Genomic DNA, 12821 nt, shown 5'->3' with positions numbered 1-12821 from the left:
CCTACGGCCGATGGCTTCCGTGCGGAACCGGAGCGGCGTCGCCATGCCCCCCTGGCGGCGCCGCTCCACCCCCGGCCAGCGCGGCCGCAACGCTCCCCCGATGGGATCGGCGCTTCCTCTCCGCCTGTTCCGTCCTAGCGACCGCGCTGGCCATCCCGCTCACCGCGCCCGCAGCGGCGCAGACGATGGAAGAGCGCGCCCGGGCCGCAGCCGAAGCGTCGCGCGCAAAGAGCGGCGATAGCGACGCGCTTCAGCAAAATTATGTGACGCCGGGCCTGGCCGGGCAGCAGATTTCGACGGTCGACAACAGTCGCACGTTCGCGCCCAACATCGCCTGCCAGAAAACCGCGTCGATGCTGGAGGTGCTGGTGCAACCGGCAGGGACTGGCGATCTCGGCAAGGTCACGATCGCCCGCGACACCGATCTCGACGGAACGGTCGACAGCACGGCGAACCTTCCCGTCCCGGTATCGGGCATTTGCGCGAACGGGATCGTCTCCTGCCAGCCCGGCACCTGGAATGGGTGCAGCTTCTTCCGCTGGGATGTCGACGGGGGGCGAGCGCTCAAGCTGACCTCGGTCGACATGCCCAAGCTCGCCGGATGCTATTGCCTCAACAATAGCTGCGGCACCAACCTCGCCTGGGGCAATATGGCCTCGGTGCTGCGCGACCTTGGCGGCGGGATGATTGGCGCGCTCACCACCGCCGACCCGCGCTACGGCGTTGCCGAGGCTGTGATCGACGGCCCCTCCATCCGCTATGTGGGCGCCAGGTCGACCGCCTGCTCCGCCAATCCCGACCTTCCCCAGACCGCCTATCGCGCCAATCCCGCGACGATCGCGTCGGACGCCTATGCCGCGTCCACAAGCAATTCCGTGTTCCAGGCGCTCAAGGGGTCGGCGACCGGTACGGGCACCGCGCTCCAATATCGCCATTGCTCGATCGAGCGGCGGGTGACCGTGTTGAAGCCCGGCGCGGAGGATATCATCAGCCGAACCTCGGGCGGCTATTCCACGATACAGAACGGCTCGTCCTTCGATTTCCTGATGGGCTCACCGGCGGATAACAGCCTCGCCGGCGGAAGCTGCACGCTCATCGACTTCCGCATGACGTTGCATGTGAACGACCCCGACCGCATCGTCGACGCACGGCTTGCTCAGTTCTTTGCCGACGATTGGGCGCAGGTGCGGATCGATGGGCAGTTCATCGGCTCGGGCCCCTCCGCTTGGACTAGCCTTGGCCTTCCTCCGGGCAAATGCGAACTCAAGAAAACCTTCTACGCCTATCCGAACCTCGATCTGCGGCCTTATCTTACCGCAGGCGATCATGAGATCTGGCTGCGCGTCGCGGTCGCGGAGGGCGGCGAAGGCTTCGCGCAGGTCCATGTCGACGTCGACAACAGCTGCAAGACGCTGGAGCAGGTCGTCGATGGTTGCGGCGCGATCGCTTCCGATCCGCAATGCAAACTCGACAGCGAGCTGGTCGATGGTGTCCAGACCTGGATCAACGGCGTCGTGACCGGGCTACGCCCCCTCCCCCAGACCCGTATATTGGGCGGGCCGAGCTGCCCGACACAACTCACGCGCGACTTCTTCCTGAAGGACCGCACCTATCGCTGCGCGGTCGATGACATCGCGAAGCCCGACACGAGCCGCGGCGCCTATATCATCGACCATTCGACCGAGACGATGCTGGCCGACCGGACGCGCCAGAGCGACGGAAGCTATGCGACATCGACGCGCGCCTTCAGCCTTCCCGACCGGGGCTCGGTCGCGGCCTGCGAGCCCGTGTGCAAGACCCGCGCGGCCAAGGCCAACAGCGAGGCGGCGCCCGATGGCGTCGTGGGTGCGAAACAGAATGTGCCGACCGGCTACGACACCTTCTTCCACGCCTGCACTGCGGACAATCAATGCCCGGCAGGCCCCGGTGAGGAGGTCGTCTCCGCCTGCGGTTGCCTCGACGATTTTCCCGAAGCGGTCGTGATGATGCAGACCGTGCGCCTCGCCGGCGCCGACATGGTCTGCACGGGGAGCGTGCAATGAACGGCCTCCCGACAACGAGATATTGGTATCTCGATCCGCGCGGCGCCGCGCTCGCGCTGGTGCTCGGCATTGGTTTCGTTCTCGTCTGCCCCAGTGCCGCCAGGGCGCAGCAGATCTGCGCGGCGGATCTCAACAATAACGGCGATGCGGCCGATGAAGGTGAGCAGGCGAGCTGCCGTTCCACCACCAGCGGCGCTTGGGCTTGCCCGATCCAGGAGGTCGCCTGCGTCGCGGATGCGATGGGCCAATATAGCTGCCCGGTCGGCCCGCAATATGCTTGCCTCGTAAAGACTGAGGGTGGCGCGCCGGCCTGCTCGCCCAATCAGTGTGCCGATCTCGCGACCAATCCCATCGTGGATGAGCCGCCGATGGACGATCCAGGCACCGCGCCGGACGGCGGCGTCGATGCCGACGGCAATTGCCTGGGAAAGATCGAGATATTCTCGGGACGCGGAGTGCGGTGCCGGCCCGCCGGGCTTTCGACCACCTTCGCGAACTGCTGCAAGGACAAGGGCAAGATCGTGAAGGACGGGATGGGTTCTTCCATCTCGTCGATCGGTACCAAGATCGCGGTCGCGAAGGGCGTGTTCACGGGCATGAAGGCTGCCTATGTCGCCTTCAAGGCCGGTGCGACCGCGAGCCAGGCCGCGAGTGCCGGCGCCAATGCGCTGATCGTGGGTCTCGACCCCACCTCGATCGCCGTCAGCCTGGCGATCAACTTCATGATGGAGTTCCTGTTCGCGGGTTGCGACAGCCAAGACATGGAGACGGCGATGCTGCGCTCGTCAGGCATGTGCCACGAGATCGGCAGCTACTGCACCTCGAGCTTCCTTGGCGTCTGCCTGCAGAAGGCCCGTGGCCATTGCTGCTTCAACACCAAGCTCGGCCGAATCATCCAGGAACAGGGCCGTCCCCAGCTCAAGGCCTTCAACGGCAACCTGTGGGGCACGGCCAAGAAGCCGATGTGCCGCGGGTTCACGCCGGAGGAGTTCCAGGCGCTCGATTTCAGCAAGATGGATCTCTCCGAATATTATGCGGACATCGAAGCCCGCGCCCAATCCGAAATCCAAATCGACATGGGGGAGCGCATCGATGCGTATCTCAAAGCGGTCAATCCATAGCGCCTGCATGGGCCTGCTGTTGGGCGTGGCGACGGCCGCGCTCGCGCAGAGCTTCGCGAGTGACGCCCCTCGCGGCGCTGCGAGGCAGTCCGCCGCGGACCAAGGCCAAGCGAGCATGAACCGGCTGGAGCGCGCGGTCTCCCGCGGCAAGAACGATGCGGCGCAACTTCCCGATCCCAGGCTTCCGCGGACCGACGATCCCGCCGACCGAAGGCGCGCGTTCGACGGCCTGCACAAGCGACTTGCCGAGCCGGACATGGAAGCACGCGCTCGCGCAGCGCAGGCGCGCGGCGAGGCAAGTCTCGCGGCCGAGCGTGAGCGGCAGGCCAAGGCTCTGCGTCGGGCGCTCGGGCTAGAGCCGGCGGAAGAGCTGGCGCTCGCCAAAGCTGCGCCGCCGGTGGCCGCAGCGGGATGGGTGCCGGTCCTGTTTGTGTCCTCGTCCATGCCGATTTCGACACTGCGCAATTATGCCGTCCAGCTCGAAAAGGTTCGAGGCGTCATGGCATTCCGCGGGGTGCCCGGCGGTCTCAGGAAGATGGGCCCGATGGCGAAGCTGACGGCGCAAATCCTTAGGCTTGACCCGGGTTGCGAGGGCCCGAACTGCGTGATGCGCGACGTGCAGATCATCATCGATCCGATCGTGTTTCGCCAACATGGGATCGCCCAGGTTCCGGCGCTCGCGATGATCCCGGGCGATCCGACCCAGGCCTATTGCGAGCGCGACGAGGAAAGCCCCCGCGCGACCCATGTCGTCTTCGGCGACAGCGCGCTTTCGGGAATGTTCGAAGAATATGCCCGTCTCGGGGGGAAGGAGGAGGTGAGCCATGCTCAGGCTCTTGCTCGCGCTCGCTAGGGCGATCGCCGGCCTGTGGCCGCGTCTGCGCCGATTGCCGCGCAAAGCGGCGGTGGCGCTGGGCGCACCCGGCCCTGACGCACCGGCGCGACCCGAACGCCTGTGGCTGGCAATGCTGGTCGTCCTGCCCCCTGCGCTGTTCGCGGCGCTCGTCGTCCCGCAGGTCACTCTGGTCATGTCGCCGTCGATCGAGGCTTTCGCGGTGCACAAGAGCCCGGGGCCGATTGCACGCGGCGACTATGTCATGTTCACGCTTCATCACCCGATCGCCGGGCCAAAGCCGGTGTCCGTCACCAAGCATGCACTCTGCATGGCCGGCGACCGGCTGACGATGTTCGAGACCCCCTCGCCCCTCATCCCTCATAGCAGAGACGGTCATTATTATTGCAACGGCGTGCTCCTGGGCGTGAGCCTTCCGCAAGCCCATAACGGGATGAAGCTCGAGCATATGAGCTGGAGCGGAATCATTCCGCCCGGCATGGTCTATGTGGGTTCGACGCATCCGCGCGGATTCGACAGCCGTTATTTCGGACTCTTACCGATCGCGCGTCTCACCCGCATGGAGCGCATCCTGTGACCGCGCGCGATCAACGGACGCTCGCCGAGCACATCCCGCAGCGGAGTGACTCTGGCGATCTTCAGGAGGCTGTGATCGCCCCTACGCAATGCGGGGTGTCGTCAGTCTTGCAAGGCCCGGACGGCCTCGATGGGCATCAGGAGAACGCGCTCTCCCAACGGCGAGGCGATGAAGCCATGCCGTTCGTAAAAGCCCACGGCATCGTCGTCGATCGCGTGTACGATGACGGCGCGAACGCCGGCGATCTCCGAGGCGGCCGCGCAGCGGCGGAGCGCGTCGGCGAGCAGATCGGGACCCAAGCCAAGCCCCTGGAAGGCGGAATCGACGGCCAGCCTTGCGATGAGAAGGAGAGGCACCTTGTCCGGCATGCCCTTTCGCAGCTTTGCCGTGGGCAGCGCCGCACGCTCCTCCATCGCGGTCGTGATCGTATAATAGCCCACAACTTGACTGGGCCGGTCAGCACCGCACACGACGTAGGTGCGGGCCGAAGCGCCTTCACTGGCGAGCGCGCGCTCGTTGAGCCAAAGATCGAGCGAGGCATGCCGTCCATTGCGGAACGCATCGACATCATGGTCGGAGTTCAATCGCTCAGGCGGCGTAACACGGCGCGTGGACATGGAAATGAGCGACGCGTCCGATCATCGATTCCAGAGCGGTTCGCGCTTCATCAGCTTTTCAAGGCTAGGCGACGGCACGGCCGGCGCATCGAGAAGGCTAAGAAACTGCTCATGGCTCTCGGCATCCAGAAAGAAGGTTCGCTGATCGAGGATGGCGGCCTCGGCTTCCCGCCGCGCGCTCGCAAGCATGAACTCGGACAGTTTCTGGCCTCGCAGAGAAGCGGCGCGGCTGAGCATCGCCTTGAGCTCGGCTGCAGCCCTGATCTGGATGACATCGTCCTTACGCGCAGAGGCGCTTCGGTCGGAACGGGCGTGCTGTGCCATATCGCTAAACTCCTTGCCGACATTTGGCGATTTGCCACGACAATGTCAATACATTTGTACTTCCCTGGTCATCGGCTTGTCGTCGTGGGCTTGGCCGGGGCAGCCTTCTTCGCCGTTCCCCAATCAGTCAGTGCGCAAGGCGCGAGCCCGACTGCCGTGGCGTCCAAGCAGGGCTATTGGTGGTATCAGGCGCCGCCTGCGCCTCCCGAAAAGCCGGATGAAGCGGATGTGCTGGTGAAGCCGGTCATCCCGCCCATGGCGGAGCTGGCCACCTGGACGCCGCCGAAGATTCGCAAGCTCATCGAGCAGCAGCGGGACTATGCAGCAACGGTGCTGACGGTCGATGCCGTCGCGGATTTCTGGCGGCTTCAGGATTTTGCGCGGCGCAAGGCAAGAGCGTTCGCCGGCGTCACCCAGATCGCGATGCTGCAATATCCCGAACTCAACTCGAAGTCCGCAAATCCGATGGTGGGCGACGCGCGCTCCGAGCTGACCGCAGAGAAGGACGCCACTCGCCGGTCCTATCTGCGCGCGCATGCCGGCGAGTTCGCACTCGTCATGTTCTCACGTTCGACCTGCGGCTATTGTCGTGTCCAGTGGCCGATCATCCAGCGCTTCCAGGAAGAGATGGGCTGGCAGGTCACGCCCATGGATCTGGACAAGCGGCCCGACCTGAGGGAGCGGTTTGGAGTCGAGATCACACCGACGACGATGGTCATTCGCCGAGGAAGTCAGCAGCGCATGATCATCGCCTCGGGCGTCGAGGCTTATCCCAACCTCGCGCAGATGGCTTATCAAGCGGTCCGCCTGCTGCGTGGCGACATCCGGCCGGAACAGTTCATGACCGGTCCGGGGGAGGATGCGGGCTTCTTCGATGCGCTTGGCAACGGCCCGGTATCAGCGACCGATCCGCGAGCGCTCGGCGGCGATCTCGTGAAAACCTCCAGCGAGCCGAGGCCATAATGCGCGGTCTCATCCTCCTCGGCATCCCGGGCCTCGTCATCGGCATGGGCTCGGCATCCGCGCAGACCGTCAGCCGCGAGGACGCGATGCGAGCGGCGATCCACCCGGTCGGCGATGCGAAGACCCTGCAGGCTTGGCTCTCGCGCGTTCCTGTCACGCATGACTTTCCAGATGACTTCACGACAACGCTACGCGGACATGGCGCCGCCTTCATCATCGAGATGACGACAAGCCCCGGCTGCATACCGTGCGGCGACCTCTGGACAAAGCTGGCCGCGCTGGGCGCGCGCTATGGTTGGCAGGTACACACCATCGGCAGTCAGGAGGCGATGATCCGGTCGGGACGCCTCGGTTTGCCCTGGGTCGGGCATCCGGTCGCCTGGGTGCGGCCGATGGCGGACGATGCGCGTGTCGTGCCGGTGGCGATCGGCACCGACCATTCGCCCAATCTGGCTCGCAATCTCTATCTGGCCGCGAAGATGCTGACGGGGGTGAGGCCCGACGTCGGCGTCCGGGCCATGTCCAAGTTCACCGGCATCGTGGGGCTGTCGGCGAAGCGTGCAGGAAGGCGCTGAGCAATGGCGGCCTCGGTCCTTCCTTCGTCATCCCCAATCGTCCGGAGTCCGCCATGTTCGCTTGCCACCGCGCCATCGTCCGTTCGCTGATCGCCCTTGCCCTCGCGACGATCGTTGCCGCAGCTCCCGCTCACGCGCAGAGCTGGGCCGAGAGCTGGTTCGACAATGTGACCTATACGTCGCCGGGCAGCTTCCAGGACCAGACGCGGGGTTACGTCACGGCCGGTGGCATGTCGGGCCGCGTCGATGTCCACAACGACTATCTCATGTCGGTCAGCCTGCCCAAGGTCCGCGCCGGCTGCGGCGGGATCGACATGTTCCTTGGCGGTATGTCGTTCCTCGATCCGGACTATCTCGTCCAGAAGCTCGAAAGCATTCTCCAGGCAGCTCCCGCGGTCGCGTTCCAGTATCTCCTCGAGACGCTCGACGAGAAGATGGGGAACATCATCTCGAAGATGGAAGCGGCGACCAATTTCCTGAACTCGATCCAGGTCAACGATTGCCGGCTCGCCAACCGCATGGTGCAGATTGCCAAGGGCGACGACAATATGTCTGGGATCATCGAGGAGATGACCGGCTATCGCTCGGTCAAGCAAGGGTTCGCCAAGAGCTACCAGCAGAGCCGCGAGAAGATCGAGGCCAACAACAACAATCCCACCGAGGATTTGAAGGACGCGCTCGCCAACTGCCCGGCAGAGGTGACGGACATTTTCCGCACCGGCTCGCTTCTCGCCCACGCAGCGCAGCGGGTCGGCGCCGGCGACTGGGCGAGCGTGATGCGTGCCCGGGTCGGCGACGTGTACATGCGCTGGGACGATGGCGACCGAGTGCCGCTCTTCACGGCCATCCCCCAATGCCCCGCGCAGGACACGGAAAGCGCGCAGGATTTCCTGACGGGGGGCGTCCAGCGCCGCACGCTCAATTTCCCGCCCACTGGCGGCGACTGCGCGCAGGACGGCAGCGGACGCGGTGCGCTCGTCCTGGCGCGCGAGCGCATGCAGTCGATCGCCACCAAGATCCGCACGCGCGCTGCGCTGGCGGCCGAGGAACGGCAGTTCGTGGCCAATGTCCGGACGCTTCCCGTCTATCGCATGCTCGAATGGGGTGTGCGCCAGGGCGTCGTCGACTCGGTGATCGCCGACACGGACGAACTGGTCGCGCTCACCCTCGCCTACCAGATGCTCAACGATCTCACCCGCACCATCGACTTCACGGTGACCAATGCAGAGCGAGGAGCCACGGTGGCGGGGTCGGCCGACAGCAACAACGCCAATGTCTGCCAGACGCGGATATTGTCCAAGGGAATCGAGCAGCTACGGGATTTGAGAGACGAGGTGCTGCGCCAACGCGCGCAGATGCGCCAGAGCTATATGGCGGCCCTCAACCAGACCAACCTCTCCGCCAACTATGCCGGGCTCCTGCGCGAGCGCGATCGGGACGCCCGTGACGCCGCCGGCGCCGCGGCCCGCAACCAGTAGGATCGTCTGTCATGCGCCGGCTTCCAAGGCTTCTTGCCGCCCTTCCCGCCCTGTTCCTCGCTTCCCCCGCCCTGGCGGTCGACACGAGCTTCCACACCTATGACGGCTTTGCCGAGACGGTCGAGGCTTTCCGGCTGGTGTCGATGATCTTCGGCGATCCGCGTTACGAGACGCTGGTGATGATCGTCGCGACGGTCGGGATCGGCCTCGGCGCGATCATCGCCAGCGTGCGCGGGACTGGCATGGGGCTGGTCGCCTTCGGCTTCCAGATCCTCATCGGCGTCGGCCTGTTCGTCGGACTCGTCGCCACGACGGGAACGGTCCATGTCTACGACCGGGTGCGCAACGCCTATCAGCCGGTCGGCGGCGTTCCCAACCTGCTCGTGCTCGTCGCCGGCGCGACCAACATGATCGAGCGCGCGATGGTTGAGACGATAGACGACAACACGCTCGATCCCAATGCCAAGATCGAGTTCGGGGCCGGTGGGCACAGCTTCGACTTGTTCCTGAACGCCGTTTCGCCGCGCGGGCCAATGACCGACGTCTTCCTGGACGCGACAATCAAAGACTATGTCCGGCAATGCTATCCGGTGGCACGGGTTTCGGCTGCCTATGGCGTGGACGATGACCAACTCTTCCGGACTTCAACCGACTTGCCGGCTTCCCTCGCGGCGATGGCAGGCCCCGCTACCTTCTCAACGGTCTATACCGAAGCCGACAAGGGCGGCACGACGGTCAGTTGCAGCGATGCCTGGACGTATATTTCGGATCGCCTGTCCGACCCGGTCCTGTTCGACGGCTATACGAAGCAAATTTGCGCGCGAACCGGCTATGACACGGACAATGTCCAGCAGATGACACGATGCCGGCAACAGGTCGGAGAGATGGGCCAGATGATGCTCGGCCGGCCGCTGAGTGCGCAGGCCTTCCTGACGCACATTCTGCTCGGCAACACGGTGGGCGACGTGCTGTTCGAGGATTCACCGGCGAGTGCGGCGAGAGTCATGGCCAATCGGGCAGTCATCTCCAACGGCCTCGCGACCATGTCGGTGGCGAACGAATGGATGCCGACGATCCGCGCCACCGTGTTCGGCATCATGCTGTTCATGATCCCGATCGCGCTCCTGTTCATCCTGACGCCGATCAATCTGCGGGTCGCGAGCTTTGCGCTCGGCATGTTCGTCTTTGTGGCGCTCTGGGGCGTTATCGATGCGGGCATCTATCAGCTCACGCTCGGTCGCGCGACGGCGACGCTCGCGGAGTTGCGCTCGAACGCGCTTGCGGCCAACGCCTGGCTGCTCGCGCCTTCGGCGGCGATGAAGGCGCTGGCGATCTTCGGCAGCTTTCGCACGGCCGCGGCCGGCCTAGCCGGCGCGTTCGTCTTTACCGTGTTCCGCTTCAGCGGCAATGTGTTCACCTCCTTCACGTCGGGCTCCCTCGGCGTGGCGAGCCAAGGCACGGCCGCCGCCGCGCCCATGGGTACGGCCGAGGGACAAGCGTCTGCGCTGGAAGCGCAGGCCTCGGCATTGGGCACCCGCTCCCGCGCCGCTGCGTCATCGAGCTTCGGCGATTTCGGGGAACGATCGACCTTCGGCGCCAACCGCGTCTTCGGTGAGGCAGGTCATATCCTTGGCCAGCGACCCGGCACCCCGGGCGGGACGGCGATGGCGCTTGGCGGCATCGAGGGCTCTCGTCAGCTTGGCAGCCTTGCGCCGGCGTTGGCTGGCCGGGATCTCGCCGACCCGGCGGTTGCGCGCGCCGTTCAGGCCAATGCCGCGACCACTGCGATCCACCAATTTGCCGAGAAGGATGCGCTCAGGAGCCTCGGGACGGGCTATTTCGGCCAGGGTGAGGCCGGCGAGAGGACGTTCGCGGCCTTCAGCCAGAACCTGGTGCAATGGCGCGCGTTCGGCGACAGCCGAGCTTACGGCATGATGATGCAGGCGGCCACGCGCCATTTTGAGCGGGCCGGCTATTCGGCGAGCGATGCCGAGCTCAAAGCCTCGGGCGTGATCGGAGAGGCCCAGGCCGATCCGACTTTAGCCAAGCTGATCGCCAACACCTTCGAACAGGAGCAGATGCTGAGGAACGACCTCACGTCGGCGCAGATCCAGGTCGGTGCGATGGAAGGGCGCCGCGACTATGCCGGCGATAATGTCGCGGGCGTCGAGCGCACCAATGTCGCGACCGAGCAGGGCTGGCGCAGCGGCAGCAATCACGGCCAGCGAGAGGCGGCTTCGATGCTCGGTCTCTCCGTTGATGAGACGGCGCGCCGGGTCGGGTTCATCAATGCGCTGTCTGGCGAGGCGAGAAGCACCGCCGTTACGCAGCTCGGGCGCGCGACGGGAAGGAACGAGGCGCAGGTCATGACGGCCCTTGAGCGCTACAATATGGCGGTGCAGGTCGGAACCGCTGATGGCGCCACTGCCGAAGCGGGCCGCGAGGGCACCAGTGTCTACGGACGGACGGCCGAGGCGGCTGGGTACGACTTTGCCGAGCGCTCCGGCAAGCTCGATGCGCAGCGGGAAGTCGGAACCGCAGGCACGCGCGGCGCGGCGCGGATCGGCGAGCAGCGGCGTCAGGCGGAAAATTTCGGCTTTGCCGAGGGCGCGGAGGCAGCCGGCGTATCGACGCGCGAGGCAGCGCGGCTCGACAGCTTCATCCAGGCATTGAGCCGGACCGCGGGCAACCAGGTCGACATGGCCGAGGGCGGCGCCGAGGGCGTGGCCGATCGCGCGCGTAACGAGCGGCTCACCTCGATCGTCGATCGGGAGCGGCTCACCCGCATGCAAAGGCTTCTGGGCGACAACGGCATCCAGCTGACCAAACGACAAATCGCGATGGACCAGAATGGCGACCTTGGCCTCAATCTCACGCCTGAGACGGCGGCGGCCATGTGGAGAGCGGGGCTCATCAACGAAAGCCAGCTGGGAGCGATCGCCAATGGCGGGCACGCCCGCTTCAGCTTCGCGCACAACGATCTCCTCGTCTCCAGCGGAACGGATTTCAGCCAATCGGCGCGCAGCGACACCAGCACGCGGTTCGAAGCCGGCAAGCAGGCGGGATCGGATACGATCGAGCATTTCATGGGCGGCGGTGCGGAAGGCCAGGCCATGCTCTCCAACTGGCTGCGCGGCGGGTTCGAGATGGACCGCAAGGGCGAATGGCGGCTGAAGCCGCAGGTCGCCGACACGCTCCAGCGTGATGTGCAGGCGATCATGGCCCAGACTGGGTGGCAGCGGTCCGTGTCACGATTGGCCCAAGATCAGACAACGATGGGAACCAACCTTGGCGTCGACGTGGGCCGGGACATCAGTGTTTCCGATACTGAAACGACTGGCGGTCGTGCCAGCACTCCGGGCCGGGGCCGGCGGGCGCCACCGGGGCCTGTCGAGAAGACAGACCGCGCCACGGTGGGACGTTTCGGTGCGAGGGTAGGCTTTGAAAGCCACGATACAGGCAGCACCAGCGAAAGCGCACAATCAAGTTTGGACATCGTCAATTATGATGTGCGGGAGTCGATTGCTGCCGCTGAGCGTGCCGCAGCGCGCTCGAGCGATCCCGCAGCCACCTTCTCCCGTGAGCTATCGAATCGTGTCTTGGGGAGCGAAGGCATGCGCAATCGCTACCTTCAGGATGCGGACAACGGGCGCGCCACATTCGATATAACCGGGCCGCTGACCTCGCTCGAGCAAAACTCTGTTCTCGCGAAAGGGAGCTTCTCGACCGATATCCAAGGTAGTCCGGGTGACGGCGACAGCACATTCAAGAAGCGTTGAATTTCCCGGTGTGAGGATTGATGTGCCCCGGGTTAGTCGGATTCAAGGGATTGCCGATCCAGAGAGGCCCAGACCGCGGGTCCGCTGGGTCGAACCCGGCGCGCCATCTTTTCGCCCAACGATCATGTTCTTCAAGAGCGCGCCTTCTGTAGAGGGCCTCTTCTTCCTCTTCGTCTGACAGTGGCGTTCCGTCGCCGGGCTGCACAAAACCGTCGAGACGCTCCCGAACATAGCCGACGCCCAGCACCATGAGCGCCGTCATCGGGAAGAACAGGATATTCAGATAACCGGCGAGCGCACTACCGTAGAGGGCTTCGAGCGAGGAAACTCGTGTCGCCGCCGCCATGCCCAGCCACCAGATCGGAATGGAAGTCCACCAAAGCTTCGCGTACCATGGCCGCCAAATCCAGGCCGACAGTCTCGGCTGGTCACTGACGCTACGGGGCTCCTGATCGTTGATGGCAGCTTCCACCGGGAATATCCCTTCCACTG

11 protein-coding genes are annotated in these 12821 nt (G+C 65.1%); 8 read left to right on the top strand and 3 right to left on the bottom strand.

Annotated elements, in window-relative coordinates:
- Window positions 1-185 precede the first annotated feature (185 nt).
- From WFP78_RS09170 to WFP78_RS09155, 4 genes are read left to right on the top strand one after another with little or no spacing between them, the layout of a single operon-like run.
- Entirely contained in the window at window positions 186-2042 is a 1857-nt protein-coding gene (locus WFP78_RS09170) for a hypothetical protein (protein WP_336960887.1), read from the top strand.
- Entirely contained in the window at window positions 2039-3163 is a 1125-nt protein-coding gene (gene traN / locus WFP78_RS09165; RefSeq protein ID WP_336960885.1) for a conjugal transfer protein TraN, read from the top strand. Before WFP78_RS09170 ends, traN begins: the two co-directional genes overlap by 4 nt.
- A 7-nt stretch (window positions 3164-3170) precedes the next feature.
- Window positions 3171-4016 carry a type-F conjugative transfer system pilin assembly protein TrbC gene (locus tag WFP78_RS09160; protein WP_336960883.1) on the top strand — a complete coding sequence of 282 codons (846 nt, stop codon included), beginning with the start codon at window positions 3171-3173 and terminating at the stop codon, window positions 4014-4016.
- Window positions 3988-4593, top strand: coding sequence for a S26 family signal peptidase (locus WFP78_RS09155; protein ID WP_336960881.1), 606 nt, complete (start codon window positions 3988-3990; stop codon window positions 4591-4593). Before WFP78_RS09160 ends, WFP78_RS09155 begins: the two co-directional genes overlap by 29 nt.
- A 101-nt stretch (window positions 4594-4694) precedes the next feature.
- Here the strand turns inward: WFP78_RS09155 and WFP78_RS09150 are convergent, their stop codons facing one another.
- Both WFP78_RS09150 and WFP78_RS09145 read right to left on the bottom strand, forming a co-directional pair.
- Window positions 4695-5210, bottom strand: a complete 516-nt coding sequence (locus tag WFP78_RS09150) for a GNAT family N-acetyltransferase (RefSeq protein WP_336960879.1) — start codon at window positions 5208-5210, stop codon at window positions 4695-4697.
- A 21-nt stretch (window positions 5211-5231) separates the two neighbouring features.
- Window positions 5232-5447: a type II toxin-antitoxin system TacA family antitoxin gene (locus WFP78_RS09145; protein ID WP_333975775.1), complete on the bottom strand. Its 216-nt coding sequence runs from the start codon at window positions 5445-5447 to the stop codon at window positions 5232-5234.
- Window positions 5448-5576: 129 nt separating this feature from the next.
- Between WFP78_RS09145 and WFP78_RS09140 the strand changes: the two genes are divergently transcribed.
- From WFP78_RS09140 to WFP78_RS09125, 4 genes are read left to right on the top strand one after another with little or no spacing between them, the layout of a single operon-like run.
- Entirely contained in the window at window positions 5577-6497 is a 921-nt protein-coding gene (locus WFP78_RS09140; RefSeq protein ID WP_336961310.1) for a conjugal transfer protein TraF, read from the top strand.
- Window positions 6497-7072 (top strand): hypothetical protein, encoded by a 576-nt coding sequence (locus tag WFP78_RS09135; RefSeq protein WP_272799482.1) that lies wholly within the window; start codon window positions 6497-6499, stop codon window positions 7070-7072. Before WFP78_RS09140 ends, WFP78_RS09135 begins: the two co-directional genes overlap by 1 nt.
- A gap of 53 nt (window positions 7073-7125) precedes the next feature.
- A complete protein-coding gene (locus WFP78_RS09130) occupies window positions 7126-8550 on the top strand; it encodes a conjugal transfer protein TraH (RefSeq protein ID WP_336960875.1) in 1425 nt (474 codons plus the stop codon).
- Window positions 8551-8561: 11 nt separating this feature from the next.
- Window positions 8562-12329, top strand: coding sequence for a conjugal transfer protein TraG N-terminal domain-containing protein (locus WFP78_RS09125; protein WP_336960873.1), 3768 nt, complete (start codon window positions 8562-8564; stop codon window positions 12327-12329).
- On the opposite strand, the gene WFP78_RS09120 is transcribed toward WFP78_RS09125, so the two are convergent.
- Window positions 12316-12801 carry a hypothetical protein gene (locus tag WFP78_RS09120; RefSeq protein ID WP_222887033.1) on the bottom strand — a complete coding sequence of 162 codons (486 nt, stop codon included), beginning with the start codon at window positions 12799-12801 and terminating at the stop codon, window positions 12316-12318. The two genes, WFP78_RS09125 and WFP78_RS09120, sit on opposite strands and share 14 nt — an antisense overlap.
- Window positions 12802-12821: the final 20 nt, after the last annotated feature.

It is taken from the genome of Sphingobium aquiterrae (genome assembly GCF_037154135.1).
GTDB classification, from domain to species: domain Bacteria; phylum Pseudomonadota; class Alphaproteobacteria; order Sphingomonadales; family Sphingomonadaceae; genus Sphingobium; species Sphingobium aquiterrae.
This window is presented reverse-complemented; position numbering and strand designations above follow the sequence as displayed.

Coding starts and splice junctions, on each gene's coding strand:
- traN (WP_336960885.1), top strand. CDS start 2,039: ATGAACGGCCTCCCGACAACGAGATATTGGTATCTCGATCCGCGCGGC.
- WFP78_RS09140 (WP_336961310.1), top strand. CDS start 5,577: ATGTCAATACATTTGTACTTCCCTGGTCATCGGCTTGTCGTCGTGGGC.
- WFP78_RS09155 (WP_336960881.1), top strand. CDS start 3,988: ATGCTCAGGCTCTTGCTCGCGCTCGCTAGGGCGATCGCCGGCCTGTGG.
- WFP78_RS09130 (WP_336960875.1), top strand. CDS start 7,126: ATGTTCGCTTGCCACCGCGCCATCGTCCGTTCGCTGATCGCCCTTGCC.
- WFP78_RS09145 (WP_333975775.1), bottom strand. CDS start 5,447: ATGCTCAGCCGCGCCGCTTCTCTGCGAGGCCAGAAACTGTCCGAGTTC.
- WFP78_RS09125 (WP_336960873.1), top strand. CDS start 8,562: ATGCGCCGGCTTCCAAGGCTTCTTGCCGCCCTTCCCGCCCTGTTCCTC.
- WFP78_RS09150 (WP_336960879.1), bottom strand. CDS start 5,210: ATGTCCACGCGCCGTGTTACGCCGCCTGAGCGATTGAACTCCGACCAT.
- WFP78_RS09170 (WP_336960887.1), top strand. CDS start 186: ATGGAAGAGCGCGCCCGGGCCGCAGCCGAAGCGTCGCGCGCAAAGAGC.
- WFP78_RS09135 (WP_272799482.1), top strand. CDS start 6,497: ATGCGCGGTCTCATCCTCCTCGGCATCCCGGGCCTCGTCATCGGCATG.
- WFP78_RS09160 (WP_336960883.1), top strand. CDS start 3,171: ATGGGCCTGCTGTTGGGCGTGGCGACGGCCGCGCTCGCGCAGAGCTTC.